This window comes from Mesorhizobium sp. CA5 (assembly GCF_020165105.1).
In the GTDB taxonomy this organism is placed as follows: Bacteria; Pseudomonadota; Alphaproteobacteria; order Rhizobiales; family Rhizobiaceae; genus Mesorhizobium.
On the sequence record NZ_JAIUHJ010000001.1, the window covers coordinates 142,278 to 155,742 of the forward strand.

Here is a 13,465-nt window from a genome sequence, read left to right on the forward strand (position 1 = left end):
TGCAGCCTCTACGGCGTGATCCGCGCCAGCTGCTCGAGGTCGGTCTCCTCGCGCAGCGGGTCGGGCGCCATCACCACCGAGGTGGCGTTGTCGGCGTCGTCGGCGAAATGGGCAAGCACGGTGTGGCCCTTTTCCATGCGCGCCTTGCCTTCGGCGACCAGACCCAGCGCCAGCGGATAGAGCCGGTGCTCCACCTTCAGCACGCGCGCGGCAAGCGTGTCCTCATTGTCGCCGACCATCACCGGCACGGCGGCCTGCGCGATGATCGGGCCGTCATCCATCTCGGGCGTGACGAAATGCACCGAGCAGCCATGGATGCGAACACCGGCGCGGATGGCCCGCGCATGCGTGTCCAGACCCTTGAAGGCCGGCAGCAGGGCAGGGTGGATGTTGACCATGCGCCCCTGCCATTTCTCGACCAGGCCGCGGCCGAGGATCCGCATATAGCCGGCAAGGGCTACGATGTCGGCGCCGAAGCCGACAAGCGCGGCGTCGAGCGCGGCGTCATAGGCATCCTTGCTCGGATGGTCGGCGCGCTGGATGACCTTGATGGCGATGCCGCGCGACTGGGCGATGCCGAGGCCGGCCGCGTTGGCGCGGTCGGAAATGACGCCGACGATTTCTGCCGGATAGGTTGGATCGGCGGCGGCCGCGATCAGCGCCGTCATGTTGGAGCCCCGTCCCGAGATCAGGACGACCGTTCGTTTCCTGCTCATAGGCCGATCGAGCCCCGATAGATAACGCCGGCGTCGCGGCGCGGGACGATGCGGCCAATCGGTGTCACCGTCTCGCCGGCTTCCTGCAGCACCGCCGCGACCTGCGCCGCCTGGCCGGAGGCGACGGCGAGGATCATGCCGATGCCGCAGTTGAAGGTGCGCATCATCTCTTCCGGCGCGACGCCGCCGGTCTTGGCCAGCCACGAGAACACCGGCGGCACGTCGATAGCTTCGAGGTCGAGCTCGGCGGAAAAATCCTTGGGCAAAACGCGCGGAATGTTTTCCGGGAAACCGCCGCCGGTGATATGGGCCAGCGCCTTGATGCCATGCGTGTTGCGGATCGCTTTCAGGATCGACTTCACATAGATGCGTGTTGGCTCGAGCAGCGCCTCGGCGAGGCTGAGCTCCTCGTTGAATGGCGCCGCATCGCTCCAGCTAAGGCCGCTCGCGGCGACGATCCGGCGCACCAGCGAAAAGCCGTTGGAGTGCAGGCCGGACGAGGCAAGGCCGAGCAGCACGTCGCCTTCGACAATGTCGTCGGTCGGCAGCAGCTGGCCGCGCTCGGCGGCGCCCACGGCGAAGCCCGCAAGGTCGTAATCCTTGTCGTGATACATGCCCGGCATCTCGGCGGTCTCGCCGCCGATCAGCGCGCAGCCGGCCTGCCGGCAACCTTGCGCGATGCCGCCGACGATTGAAGCGCCCTGGTCCGGGTCGAGCTTGCCGGTGGCGAAATAGTCGAGGAAGAACAAAGGCTCGGCGCCCTGCACGACGATGTCGTTGACGCACATGGCGACGAGATCGATGCCGATCGTGTCGTGCTTGCCGGCATCGATGGCGATCTTGAGCTTGGTGCCCACACCGTCATTGGCCGCGACCAGCACCGGATCGGTGAAGCCGGCGGCCTTCAGGTCGAACAGTCCGCCGAAGCCGCCGATCTCGCCATCGGCGCCCGGCCGGCGCGTGGCGCGCACCAGCGGCTTGATCTTCTCGACCATCAGATTGCCGGCATCGATGTCGACGCCAGCCTCGGCGTAGGTGAGCCCGTTTTTGCGCTCGGCCTTGTCGCCCTTGCTCATCGTCGGCTCGTCCTCGTTTCCATTGCCGGCTCTTCGCATGAATGGTTTCGGGGAGCAAGGATGACGGTCGTTTCTGCCGACAAAAGCTTGGAAAGTGAGCAGGCGATTGGCGAAGGCCGAGATGGCGGCCAATCTCCCCCCTTGCGGGGGAGATGTCCGGCAGGACAGAGGGGGTGTGAAGGAACATCAGCGTCGGCAATAGTTCTGCCGACACGGCGAAAGAAGAACTCCGAGATGCCCAGGGACAGCACCCCCTCTGACTTGCCAGGCATCTCCCCCCGCAAGGGGAGATCGGCAGCTTCAGCGCCGCTCCTCCCTTGCCCAATTTACGTATCTCCCTCATCTATTCTCCAATAAAAATCGCGACGGGATCTCACGTGACCCTTCCCAACATGATCACGATCATGCGGCTGCTGCTCGTGCCCGCGGTGGTGCTTGCCATGCTGCAGGCGCGTTGGGACTTGGCCTTTGCCGGATTTCTCGTTGCCGGCATCTCCGACGGCGTCGATGGCTTTATCGCGCGTCGCTGGAACCAGTCGTCCAGCCTCGGCGCCTATCTCGATCCGATCGCCGACAAGCTTCTGCTGGTCTCGGTCTTCGTCGTCATGGGTTTTGCCGGCGAACTGCCGCTTTGGCTGGTGGTGACCGTGGTCTCGCGCGACGGGCTCATCGTCTGCGCCGTGCTCTTGTCCAGCGTGATGAGCCATCCGGTCGAGGTCAAGCCGCTCTTCGTGTCGAAGGCCAACACCGCCGCGCAGATCGTGCTGGCGGCGCTTGTGCTGGGCGAACTTGCCTTTGCCGTGCACCTGGACCCGTTGCGGACCGCACTCATATTGCTGACCGGGGTCTTGACCGTGGCTTCGGCCGCAGCCTATCTCGTGGCCTGGCTAAGGCATATGAGCGGCTATGGCGAAGGCTCCCGAACGAGCAACTCCCAAACCGGCGACATCAAGTCGGGCATCGGCAAATCGGGCGGCTCCAACACGGGCGCCTGACGGCGAAGCCGCGGTGATTGAGGCCGACGACAGCTCGGGCGGGCTTCGCCGCCAGGTCTTCTTCTGGCTGGCGACGGCGGTCCTGCTGGCGCTGTTCCTCTACATTTTCTCGGGCATCCTCCTGCCTTTCGTCGCCGGCATGGTGCTCGCCTATTTCCTCGACCCGGTCGCCGACTGGCTGCAGCGGCTCGGCCTCTCGCGCCTGATGGCGACCGTGGTGATCCTGATTGCCTTCATCGTCGTGGTGGTGCTGGCCTTGGTTATCCTGGTGCCGGTGCTGGCCACCCAGATGGCCGATTTCGCCCGCAAGCTGCCGGAATATCTCACCCGCCTGCAATCGCTGATCACCAGTTTCGACCCGAAATGGCTGGAGCAGCGTTTCGGCGTCAACGCCGCCGGTCTGCGCGACGGGCTGAATTCGCTGCTCACCTCCGGCTTCAGCCTGCTCACCACCGTCTTCACCTCGATCTGGAGCTCCGGCGTGGCGCTGGTCTCGGTGGTGAGCCTGTTCGTCGTCACCCCGGTCGTCGCCTTCTACATGCTGCTCGACTGGGACCGCATGGTGGCCGAGGTCGACGGCTGGGTGCCGCGCGATCATGTCGAGACGGTGCGCGCGCTTGCCCGCGACATCAACACCGCCACTGCCGGCTTCGTACGCGGGCAGGGCACGCTTTGCCTGGTGCTCGGCGCCATGTATGCCACGGGCCTGACGCTGACCGGCCTGAACTTCGCCATCCTCATCGGCTTCTTCGCCGGGCTGATCTCCTTCATCCCCTATGTCGGCTCTTTGACCGGGCTGGTGCTCGCCGTCGGCGTCGCCTTCGTCCAGTTCTGGCCGGACTGGACCATGGTGGTCGCCGTGGCCTGCGTGTTCTTCGTCGGCCAGTTCATCGAGGGCAACATCCTGCAGCCGCGGCTGGTCGGAAAGAGCGTCGGCCTGCATCCGGTGTGGCTGATGTTCGCGCTGTTTGCCTTCGGCGCGCTGTTCGGCTTCGTCGGCCTTTTGATTGCCGTGCCGGCCTCGGCGGCGATTGCCGTGCTGGTGCGCTTCGCCATCGCCCGTTATCTGGAATCGCCGCTTTACAAGGGCAACGGCACACTGCCCGCGCCGCAATTGCCGGCCGACCGCGGCGGCGGCCATCGCTCGACGCGGGGCTGAAATGACGGCTCAGTCAGCCGACCCGCCGCGCCAGCTGCCGCTCGATCTCGGCCACGGCACCGGCTATTCGCGCGACGAGCTCGTCGTCTCGGGCACCAATGCTCAAGCGGCATCGCTGATCGACCGCTGGCCGGACTGGCCGTCGCCGGTGGTCGTGCTGGCCGGGCCGCCCGGCTCGGGCAAGACGCACCTCGCCCGGATCTGGCAGGATCGGACGCATGCCGTCGCCATCGATCCCGGCCGGATCGGCGAGCACATTGCCGGGCTCGGCAGCAGGCCGGCGCTCATCGACGACATCGACAAGGCGGCGATCGACGAGCAGGGCCTGTTCCACCTGATCAACGCCGTGCGCGGCGCGGGCTCGACGCTGCTTTTGACGGCGCGGCGTTTCCCCTCCGCCTGGCGCGTCGCGCTGCCCGATCTCATCTCGCGGCTGAAGGCGGCGTCGACGGTCGAGATCCACGAGCCCGACGACCTTTTGCTCGCCGGCGTCATCACCAAGCTCTTCGCCGACCGCCAGGTCGAGGTCGAGCCGCATGTGGTGCAATATCTGGTGCGTCGCATCGAGCGCTCGCTCGCGACCGCCATGCGCGTCGTCGAGCGCCTCGACCGCGCCGCACTCGAACGCAAGACGCCGATCACCCGCGCCTTGGCCGCCGAGACCGTGAGCGCCATGGACGAAGGGCAGGGCGAGTTCGATATTTAGCCACCGATAGCGCCCGGCGGTTACGCCCATAGCCCGGTCAGATGCTGGGCCAGAAGATACACGCCTGTGCGCCGCGATGTAACAGGCGGCGACAAGGACGAAAAACATCAGGCTGGGGGACCGCGACCGCGCGACGCCACCCGGTCTCTTGCTCGGCCGGTTGTTCCACCGGCGACAAAGTTGGAAGCGAGGGATTATTCAAGCCACAGCCGGTGTGTTCCGTGATCAACCCGTGGGAGCCAGCGGCCTAGCCGTCCCATTTCGGAACAGCCTTTCCGGCATCGCTCTTGCAAGGCAGACAATGCCGGTTGATCCCGGTCCCGGTCGCGTTCCTGATCGGGTTGTAGGCTCGCCGGGCTCGAGGTGTTGGGGTTCTCGCCCGGCGGGTTTACCGTTCCTCCGAACTGCGGCCTTGAGCTAGACTATCAAATGGTCTATTTAATGGACCAAATCATGGTCCATATAGGGTTGTCATGCAGATATCCGTGACAGACGCCAAGGGGCAACTGACCGAACTGGTGAGGCGCGCCGAGGCTGGAGATGAGATTATCCTGACCCGCCACGGTCACGCGGCCGTGCGTCTCGTCCCGGTACGGTCCGCGCCGGACCGGAAGCACCGCCGGAGCCTGCTGCAGGCCGTCCGGGCCTCCGGCGCCGCGAAAGCCAGTGCCGGCCCGCCTGCGGCGCGCAGCCAGGATTTCCTCTATGGCGATGACGGCCTGCCGGAATGATCGCGGTCGATACCTCGGCCTTGATCGCCATCGTCCTCGACGAGCCGGCGGCGGACGCCTGTATCGCTACGCTTGAAACGGAAGACGAACTTCTGATATCGGCCGGAACCGTAGCCGAGCTCCTGATTGTTGCCGCACGACGCGGCGTGGCCGAGGAAGTGCAATCCCTGCTCGACGGGCTCGGCTTCGAGATTGCGCCAGTCACGGAAGGCGCGGCTCGGCGTGTTGCCGAGGCTTACGCACGATGGGGCAAAGGCATCCACCCCGCGGCGCTCAACTTCGGCGACTGCTTCGCTTATGAGGTGGCGAAGGACCGCGCTTGCCGGCTGCTCTATGTCGGCGAGGATTTCTCCAAGACGGATGTCGAAGGCGCGATTTGAGCGATCCGGAAATGGGCTAGGTCGGCTTTCCCTTGAGCCTGTCCCGTAGCCGGCGCAGTTGCCGCCGCCACCATGGCTTCGGCTTGCGCGGGACTAGGACCATCTTGCCGTCGATGACGGCGTCGTCCACCCAGTCATGCACCCGCATGCGCCAGCTGGTTGAGACGCGGGCAAGCAGGGAGAGCGGATCGCCGCCGCTGATCCGCACCAGTTCCGGATCCTTCAGCAAAAGGCAGAAATCGAAATCCTGGGCGATGAGCGCGCGCAGGAACACGATCTGGCGCCGCATGCGGTGGAAGTCGCTTCCCTGTCCGTTGACCATGCTGCGGGCGCCGATCCACTGATGAAGACGGGCGCCCCTTAGCGTTTCGGCGGGCGGGCGGAAGGAAACCTGTTGGCGCCCGTCTTCGATGCGGCTTGTCGGTGTCAGTGGATACCAGAAATCGAGTGGCGCGGGGATCGGCACCCTGACGCTGGCTTCGGCAAGCGCGGCTTCGCTTGCGCCACGCCTGAGGCAGATCGCACTCTGCGCCGCAAATCCCAGTTCAGCAAGCGCATCGAGCAGCAAGCTTCCGCCACCGATGGTGAAAGCCGCGTTGATGCGGTCGCTTATGAGGGGAGACCACAAGTCGCGCGGCACCCATGTCAGCCGCCGCCTGGCGCCATCCACGACGACGATGATGTCTGTGTTGGCGTCCCAATTGTCCCTGTCGAGGATCGCCACGACCACGGCTGCCAAATGAGAGCCCCCTCTGGCCAGATGCCGGGGCGGGACCGGCTTGGTTCTTTCCGGGAAGGAAATGATGGTCGGAGTGGCGTGATTCGAACACGCGACCCCCTGATCCCAAATCAGGTGCGCTACCAGGCTGCGCTACACTCCGACGTCTCGCGGCGTATAGGGGGCGCACGCCCGGAAGGCAACACAAAAACGGAGGTCAAAAAGCGACCGTTCGGCTCAGCGTTGCTGGCCGGCGATCTTCTTGGCGATCGCAGCGCCCTGGATCCTTGCATTGGCAAAGCAGCCGCGAATGCTCGGCCGCATGCCGGTGAACCAGAGTCCGGGCAGCTTCGGGTCGTTCGCGGCGCCGTTGAACAACGGCACGCCCTTGGCGTCGAGCACGCCGAGCCGGCCCAGCATCGTCTCCAGCCCCGTGCGGTAGCCGGTGGCGGCAATGACGATGTCGGGCGCGATCGTCTGGCCATTGTCCAGCACGACGCCGTCGCGCCTGAATTCGCGCAATTGCGGCACCACGATGATGCGTCCGGCCTTGATGGCATCGACCGCGCCGTCGTCGGCGGCGATCGCCGTATAGTCGGAGCCGAGCCGGCTTGCGCCGCCCGCCGGGGCGGGGGGCAGGCCGTGTTTGGTAAGGTCGCCGAACACCAGGCGCTGCGTTGCCGCCATCACCGCGTCCGCGAGCCTTGTCGGTAGGCTCGCCATGAGCGGCGATATGCGGTGCACGGCGATCTTGCCGATACGCTTGGGCAGCAGCGAAGGTCCGTTGCGCGCCGAAAGCCACATCTGGCCCGTCTCGACGCGGGAAAGATGATTGAGCGCGTCGAAGCCGGAATTGCCGGCGCCGATCACCAGCACCGTCTTGCCGGCATAATCGCTCGCCCTGCCGAAATCGGCCGAGTGGATGATCGATCCCGAAAAATCCTCCATGCCTTTCCAGGCCGGGATGAAGGGTTGCCGGTCGCGCCCGGTGGCGATCACCACATAGCGCGCCGCCTTCAAGCCCGCGCTTGTCCGCAGCAGCCAGCGGTCGCCACGAAATTCGATCTCATCGACCTTGACGCCGAAGGCTATCGGCAGCCGGTGCCTCTCGGCGAAATCGTTGAGATGGCCGATGACGGCGCTGCGGTGCGGGAAGGCCGGCGTTCCTGCCGGAAAGGATACGCCCGGCAGCGAGGAAAGGTCGCGATGCGTGTTGAGGTGCAGGTTGTCGTGGCGGCGATGCCAGGGCTCGGCCAGCCGTTGCTCGCGTTCCAGGACCTGCACCGTCACATCGGCCTTGGCCAGCGCATAAGCGGCGGCAAGCCCGGCGGCGCCCGCGCCGATGACCATCGCGCCTTCCAGTATCGCTGGTTCGCCGACCCCCGACGGCAAGACTTTCGCTTCCGCGTCCATTGGTGTCTTTATCGTCGCCATCATGCCTTCAACTGGCACGGCCATGTATCTGACATATGCCGCTCACGTGCCAAAAGGAATAGGCGGATGTTGCGAGACGTCCGGCATTGTGTCGCGGATTTTTACAAGCGCCGGCTAATGAGCCGGGTCGGCGTGGCGATGCACCAGCTTGAACGCGCCATCCTCCAGCCGGAACACTTCCGTCACCCGCAGGGTCATCTCGGTCGCCTCGCCGTTCTTGCCGATGCGCGCCTTGGCGTGCTGCAAGCCGCTCCAGAAGGCCAAATCGCCGCTTGCCGAAGCCTGCAGCACCTCAAGGTCGGTGTTGCCGCCCTTGTGGAAGCTTGCAGCGTCGCGTTCGTAGCGGCCGGCGACCGCTTCGGCGCCTTCGAGATGGTCGCCGCGCGGCGAGAAAAACGTCGCCGGTCCGGCGTGGGTGACGATCGCCTTCAGCGAGGTGGCATCGCCATTGACATAGTCCTCGGCGATCTTCTCGCGCTGCTTCATGAAGGCATCGAAGGACGAGCCGCCGGGGTGCACCCTCCTGATCCAGCTTTCCAGGCCGGCCATGAAATTCTCGAGGAAGGCGGCGGTGTCGGCATTGGTGACGGCGCCCTTATCGTCGAGCAGCTCCGCGACATTGCCGATATAGGCCTCCGGCTGCTGCATCACGGGCATGTCGAGGAAGACGAAGGTCTGCCGAAGCGCCTGGTTGGAGCCGAAGGCGCCGATCTTGCTCGGGCTGACGCTGACGACTCCGGCGGGCAGGTCCTTGAACACGCTCTTGCCCGGCGGACGCGAGCCGACATCGAGCGCGTTTTTCAGGCAGCCCGGGATCGAGCGGTTATATTCCGGGGTGACGAACAGCACCGCGTCGCATTCGCGTATCGCCGCACGAAAAGCCGACCACGCCGCAGGCGGGCTGTCGCCATCCAGATCTTCGTTGTAAAGCGGCAGGTCGCCGATCTCGATGAAGCGGCAGCGCACCGAATCCGGCGCGCGGGCGGCGAGCGCCTTGGCGATCTTGCGGCTGAAGGACTGGGCGCGCAGGCTGCCGACAAGGACAGCAAGCTGCAGGACGGCGTGTTCGGTTGCATTGGTCATGGCGAAACGTCCGGTTCTGATTTGCCTCACAGGGTAGGACCGGCTCGGGCCGGCCGCCCGACCTTTCGATAATGTCGCCAGCCCAGTGAGGTTCCCTACGTCATGGCGGGCCCCTGGCCGCTTGCGGCCTTGCCGCCGCGGCCATTGCACAGTAATGACGGATTGGCGCGAGATTTCAGGCATCCTGCAGGGTCTCGGATATTGCGCCGAACAAAGGTGCCCGGTCTTCGGGCGGCAAAGAGGTGGTCATGTCCGCGCGTATTTTCAGTCCAGCCAAAACCGCGATGCAGTCCGGCAAGGCCAAGACAGGACATTGGGTGTTGGAATTCGACCCCGCCCAGCGCAAGAAGATCGATCCGCTGATGGGCTACACCACCTCGGGCGACATGCTGAGCCAGGTGAAGCTCACCTTCGAGACGAAGGAAGAGGCTGTGGCTTATGCCGAGAAGCAAAAGATCGCCTATCGCGTGGAAGAGCCGAAGGAAGCCAAGCGCCGGCAGATTTCCTATTCGGACAATTTCCGCTATGACCGCAGGACGCCCTGGACGCACTGACTCCCGGTCTTGCGTCGCCTGGCGTAACCCGCCTCAGCCGGCCCGGCCGGCCGACGGTCCCGTAGCTCAGCTGGATAGAGCACCGGCCTTCTAAGCCGATGGTCGCAGGTTCGAATCCTGCCGGGATCGCCATTTTTGGCGCCGTTTTGCGCGGACTTACTTCCGCATCAGCTTAGGAGAGGGCTCGGTCAGCCATTGCTTGCCGTCTTTCTCACTGGCCCACGGATTGCCGAAGGCCTTGGTGGGCAACGGTTCCTCGTCAAACTCGAGCCGCACCTTCACAGCCCGCCGCTCGCGCCGATGCTCGGCTTGCTTGAATGCCTTGTCGCTGTCGGCTGTGGTCATGCCGACGATCGGGGTATTTCTGCGGGACCGACTCATGGACGTGTCGCTTGGCTTGCGTTTTCGGGCGGACAAGCCCGAAGATCTGGTCAGCGCTTAAAAGTCTTCGGCTACCCTGCCGCTCGCGCCACCAAGATATGTGTTCCAGACGTAGTCGCGGATCAGCTTTCGATGCTCGGTTGTTCTGCGGTGATAACTGGGACGGTCAGGGTAGGATACGCCGGCAACATGGAAGAATGCTTCCTCGATGATCTCATGGTGTCCGACCGCGCCCGCCATCGTCATCGGATTTTCCCGAGCGATGGCTACCGCGACGTCACTTGTCCTGTCCAAATGCGAGTAAAGGACGTTCCAGTTTGCGCCGCCAGTATCAAGCCCCATCTTCAAGCGGGGTTCGAAATTCAGTTTTCGTCCCGCCGTGGCGGAGAAGCGATAGAAGCAGAAGCCTGCCCATAGATTCCAGTGTCGATCGGTCGGCCTCGGCTCGTGGATATGATTTCGACCTGGAAGGAACAGCTTGCCGTAGACAGCCTTGCCTTCCATCTTGGCCGGAATGTCAAACGGCATTACCGGAAAACAGTCATGATCAATGAAGCCGAATAACTCAGGCTCCAAGTGCCGTATGATGTTATGATAAGTCCAGCTTATCGCGGTTCCGTGCGATCTGGACAGATGTTTTTCCACCCGCATCGGAAGCGCCAAATAAGGAACGCCTCTCAGTTTGCAGATGCTTTCTATTGCCTGTCTCGACGCCTGATCGGTCGAATTGTCGACAACGGCCAGGGTCATTCTCGGCGGGTGCATTTCCCATGCCTTGGCCAGCGCATCTATGACCCAGGGTGTATTGAACGCCACCGTAAAACAGACACGCGATGCACCAGTGGCTTTCAGGCGGTCTGCAAAACTGCGTCCGGCAGCTCGGCCCCTGTGCTCGAAAGCCTTGTACACTAAGCCATTTCTGGCTTCCTTCGCCGCGATGACTGCCGGCGCTCTGGTTATGATATCGACAATCTTCAGGCCCATTTGGCGTGCATAACTTGACGCCAAGTGGAAGGGAAGTCCGTCCTTCAAATCCCTTCATGCCCCGGCCTTAGTGACGGCTTGAAGCACAGCCGCTTCGCTTGAACGCTTGCAAACGGGGAAATTGCAGCCATAAGCGGCTGCATGAAGATTTTCGTGCCAGTGGAAGAAGCGATCCGTCATCTGCGCGACAGTTTGTTCGCAAAACTCAGATCTTTCGACTGGTTTCAGACTATCAGCCTGCTGGCTCTCAAGGACGACGTCATTCTCGTTACGAAACAGTTTGACGATCACATTCTAACATTCTCGCCTCGAGAAACCATCGGCAAGGACCTGTTCCGGAAGGGGCACTACCAACGCGATTTGGCCAATCGGGTTCTTGACCTTGTCGGCGTTCCGAAGGGAAGGGTGTTGCTGGAACTCGGCGCGAATATAGGCACGCACACCGTTTATTTAATGCGCAGCGGCAAGTTCGATCGAGCAGTCTCGGTGGAGCCGGATCCACGTAACCTCAAGCTACTGAAGCACAATTTATCGCTCAATGAGCTTTCGAGCCTGGTGACTGTCTTTGAATGCGCCGCTGGCGACAGAGAGGGCTCTATCGATCTCTATTTCGGCGATGACAATTTTGGCGCGAGCAGCGTAGTTAAGCCAAATGGCCATTCACGATCGATTCGGGTGCAGCTTCGTCGCGTGGACGGCATCCTGGCTGATGCCGAGGTCAACCTTGAGGATGTTGGCCTGGTATGGATGGATATCGAAGGCGCCGAGCCCGAAGCGCTGAAATCCATGGCTGAACTGGTGCGGCTTCGAGTGCCCATTCTCATGGAATACGGCCCTTGGCGGTATGGACCGGCAAAAACTGAGGAAATGGCCGAATATCTCTCCAGCCACTACAGGCGATGTATTGTCTTCGGTGGCAAAACCGAAAAGGAAATGAATATTCGCGATGTGTTCGATCAGCGAGACATTCTTCTTCTGCCCTGAGCTCTCATAGCCAACTTAGAGCGACCACCTGTCCCGCTGGCGCCACAGGTCCATGGGAGTTCGCCACAAGCGATACCAGCCGGCTCTTCTTATTTGCTCGGCAATTGGAGCGTCGCTGTACATCTTGAAGAACTGCAGCACGCGCGGACTGGCGAAAGCCTTTTTGCCGCGTGTGTTGTAGTCGCTGACCGGAAGACGGTGTCGGCTCAGAGCCAAGCCATTTCGAGAGAGCGCGACGCCGATGCAAAACTGCTCCGGTGCGTCTGTGTTGGTCAATTCGCGTACGGCCAACATCGCGGAATAGGCCTCGGTCAATGCACTGGCATTGGCTCTATGAATGCCAAGGATTCCGCTTTGCCACATCGGCTCGTGCCCAGTCAGGGTATAGTCTCCGATCTTGACGCCTTTGCCTGTGAGAACCGGGTAAAGCCGATGCTCGCCCTCACACTTGCGCATGAAAGAACGGGTCGGAGAAATCTGGCGAAACCCTCTGGATGGATCGACATAAGGGTAATGGTCGGAGTCCATGAAGATGAGGCGGTCCGCGTGCTTCAGAATCTCGATCAAGGACGCCGCCTTGATACCAAAATGATAGCGCCAGCCGAAAGACATCAGCTCTTTCTGGTCGGCGGTTATAGCGATCGTCCCTACGGGGTATTGACGAAAGAGTTCGGGTCTGTCGGTTGCGACGATTATTTTGGCGCTTGGGCAATTGTGCAAAAGCTTAAGCGCGCTGAGCAGTGCGCCAAAGTGATAAACCTCGTTATCGCCATACGCGATATAACCAAAAACGTCGTCCATTCGACCTGAAATGGGAGAAGTGTCTGAAGTCCTCCCACTACCACACGCGCTTGTGCAATCCACTCAAAAGTTCCTCGATGGATCGGTTCCTTGCACCTGTTCGCACGTTTCTTTGTTGATGGTTCGGCCGATCCGAGGCTATGTCGCGGGAGCGTTGGGGAGATATTGAATGTCGGCGCTTTCCAAATGGCTGAGGGATGTGCGCTCCAAATTGCCGGAGCACGTCACGATCGGCCGCCACACTTACGGCGTGACGTGGCGGAAGGTGCTTTTTCCCTCGAAGGATGCTCCGCTGGAGATCGGTGCCTTCTGCTCGGTCGCCGGCCAGGTGCTTTTCATGTGCTCTGGCCAGCATCCGACCGACAGGGCAACTTCGTTTCCGATCCATAGCCGGTTGCTGAAGCAGCGCGAGCCGATCGCTAATGGCGGCAGACCGGGCGGCATCACCATCGGCAATGATGTCTGGATCGGCCACGGCGCCATTATTTTGCCGGGCGTCGAGATCGGCGATGGCGCTGTCGTCGGGGCAGGGGCTGTGGTCACGAAGAACGTGCCGCCTTACGCCATTGTCGGCGGGTCTCCGGCGGCGCTGATCCGGTATCGCTTCTCGCAGGACATCATCGCAAAGCTGCTCGCCATCCAATGGTGGCATTGGGACGACAAGAAGATAAAAGCCGAGGCGGACACGCTTACCGGCCCGATCGAGACTTTCACCGAAAAGCATTTTGTGTCAGTCACCACAACGAGGTGACGGTTAGCGGTT

The 13,465-nt window shown here is 62.6% G+C and carries 16 protein-coding genes, 2 tRNA genes and 1 pseudogene; 9 read left to right on the forward strand and 10 right to left on the reverse strand.

Annotation, left to right across the window (positions count from 1 at the left end; translation table 11 throughout):
• Window positions 1–8 precede the first annotated feature (8 nt).
• Together purN and purM are read right to left on the reverse strand one after the other, a co-directional pair.
• Entirely contained in the window at window positions 9–716 is a 708-nt protein-coding gene (gene purN / locus LB529_RS00790) for a phosphoribosylglycinamide formyltransferase (protein WP_224709888.1), read from the reverse strand.
• The gene (gene purM, locus LB529_RS00795) at window positions 713–1,792 is read right to left on the reverse strand and encodes a phosphoribosylformylglycinamidine cyclo-ligase (RefSeq protein WP_095767195.1); all 1,080 of its coding nucleotides are present in this window, start codon (window positions 1,790–1,792) and stop codon (window positions 713–715) included. The genes purN and purM overlap by 4 nt, the downstream gene beginning before the upstream one ends.
• Window positions 1,793–2,169: 377 nt before the next feature.
• Here purM and LB529_RS00800 point away from each other — a divergent pair, with 377 nt between their 5' ends.
• From LB529_RS00800 to LB529_RS00820, 5 genes are all read left to right on the forward strand, one after another.
• Entirely contained in the window at window positions 2,170–2,787 is a 618-nt protein-coding gene (locus LB529_RS00800; RefSeq protein ID WP_224709889.1) for a CDP-alcohol phosphatidyltransferase family protein, read from the forward strand.
• Window positions 2,699–3,946, forward strand: coding sequence for an AI-2E family transporter (locus LB529_RS00805; protein ID WP_411909027.1), 1,248 nt, complete (start codon window positions 2,699–2,701; stop codon window positions 3,944–3,946). The genes LB529_RS00800 and LB529_RS00805 overlap by 89 nt, the downstream gene beginning before the upstream one ends.
• A gap of 1 nt (window position 3,947) precedes the next feature.
• The gene (gene hdaA / locus LB529_RS00810) at window positions 3,948–4,652 is read left to right on the forward strand and encodes a DnaA regulatory inactivator HdaA (RefSeq protein ID WP_224709890.1); all 705 of its coding nucleotides are present in this window, start codon (window positions 3,948–3,950) and stop codon (window positions 4,650–4,652) included.
• 473 nt (window positions 4,653–5,125) lie between these two features.
• Entirely contained in the window at window positions 5,126–5,383 is a 258-nt protein-coding gene (locus LB529_RS00815) for a type II toxin-antitoxin system Phd/YefM family antitoxin (RefSeq protein WP_140846092.1), read from the forward strand.
• Window positions 5,380–5,763 carry a type II toxin-antitoxin system VapC family toxin gene (locus LB529_RS00820; RefSeq protein WP_140846093.1) on the forward strand — a complete coding sequence of 128 codons (384 nt, stop codon included), beginning with the start codon at window positions 5,380–5,382 and terminating at the stop codon, window positions 5,761–5,763. The genes LB529_RS00815 and LB529_RS00820 overlap by 4 nt, the downstream gene beginning before the upstream one ends.
• A gap of 16 nt (window positions 5,764–5,779) precedes the next feature.
• Here the strand turns inward: LB529_RS00820 and LB529_RS00825 are convergent, their stop codons facing one another.
• From LB529_RS00825 to LB529_RS29180, 5 genes and pseudogenes are all read right to left on the reverse strand, one after another.
• Window positions 5,780–6,502 (reverse strand): hypothetical protein, encoded by a 723-nt coding sequence (locus tag LB529_RS00825; protein ID WP_141245331.1) that lies wholly within the window; start codon window positions 6,500–6,502, stop codon window positions 5,780–5,782.
• Between the two features lie 65 nt (window positions 6,503–6,567).
• Window positions 6,568–6,644 (reverse strand) — tRNA-Pro (locus tag LB529_RS00830).
• Between the two features lie 74 nt (window positions 6,645–6,718).
• The gene (locus LB529_RS00835) at window positions 6,719–7,894 is read right to left on the reverse strand and encodes a flavin-containing monooxygenase (RefSeq protein WP_224627782.1); all 1,176 of its coding nucleotides are present in this window, start codon (window positions 7,892–7,894) and stop codon (window positions 6,719–6,721) included.
• 135 nt (window positions 7,895–8,029) lie between these two features.
• The gene (locus tag LB529_RS29175) at window positions 8,030–8,464 is read right to left on the reverse strand and encodes a nuclear transport factor 2 family protein (RefSeq protein WP_176477007.1); all 435 of its coding nucleotides are present in this window, start codon (window positions 8,462–8,464) and stop codon (window positions 8,030–8,032) included.
• A pseudogene (locus LB529_RS29180) lies at window positions 8,438–8,998 on the reverse strand (NADPH-dependent FMN reductase); the annotation flags it as partial. The gene LB529_RS29175 and the pseudogene LB529_RS29180, both read right to left, overlap by 27 nt.
• 248 nt (window positions 8,999–9,246) lie before the next feature.
• On the opposite strand from LB529_RS29180, the gene LB529_RS00850 reads away from it, so the two are divergent.
• Both LB529_RS00850 and LB529_RS00855 read left to right on the forward strand, forming a co-directional pair.
• Window positions 9,247–9,552, forward strand: coding sequence for an ETC complex I subunit (locus LB529_RS00850; RefSeq protein WP_095767098.1), 306 nt, complete (start codon window positions 9,247–9,249; stop codon window positions 9,550–9,552).
• Window positions 9,553–9,607: 55 nt separating this feature from the next.
• Window positions 9,608–9,684, forward strand: a tRNA-Arg gene (locus tag LB529_RS00855).
• 24 nt (window positions 9,685–9,708) lie between these two features.
• Here LB529_RS00855 and LB529_RS00860 read toward each other — a convergent pair.
• Both LB529_RS00860 and LB529_RS00865 read right to left on the reverse strand, forming a co-directional pair.
• Window positions 9,709–9,897 carry a hypothetical protein gene (locus tag LB529_RS00860; RefSeq protein WP_095816414.1) on the reverse strand — a complete coding sequence of 63 codons (189 nt, stop codon included), beginning with the start codon at window positions 9,895–9,897 and terminating at the stop codon, window positions 9,709–9,711.
• Between the two features lie 93 nt (window positions 9,898–9,990).
• The gene (locus LB529_RS00865) at window positions 9,991–10,917 is read right to left on the reverse strand and encodes a hypothetical protein (protein WP_224524869.1); all 927 of its coding nucleotides are present in this window, start codon (window positions 10,915–10,917) and stop codon (window positions 9,991–9,993) included.
• A gap of 141 nt (window positions 10,918–11,058) precedes the next feature.
• On the opposite strand from LB529_RS00865, the gene LB529_RS00870 reads away from it, so the two are divergent.
• Window positions 11,059–11,901, forward strand: coding sequence for an FkbM family methyltransferase (locus LB529_RS00870; protein ID WP_224524866.1), 843 nt, complete (start codon window positions 11,059–11,061; stop codon window positions 11,899–11,901).
• Between the two features lie 15 nt (window positions 11,902–11,916).
• Here LB529_RS00870 and LB529_RS00875 read toward each other — a convergent pair whose 3' ends face one another.
• On the reverse strand, window positions 11,917–12,702 hold the full coding sequence (locus LB529_RS00875; protein ID WP_224524863.1) for a hypothetical protein: 786 nt from the start codon (window positions 12,700–12,702) through the stop codon (window positions 11,917–11,919).
• A 169-nt stretch (window positions 12,703–12,871) separates the two neighbouring features.
• Here LB529_RS00875 and LB529_RS29120 point away from each other — a divergent pair, with 169 nt between their 5' ends.
• Window positions 12,872–13,453: a CatB-related O-acetyltransferase gene (locus tag LB529_RS29120; RefSeq protein WP_318011872.1), complete on the forward strand. Its 582-nt coding sequence runs from the start codon at window positions 12,872–12,874 to the stop codon at window positions 13,451–13,453.
• Window positions 13,454–13,465 lie beyond the last annotated feature (12 nt).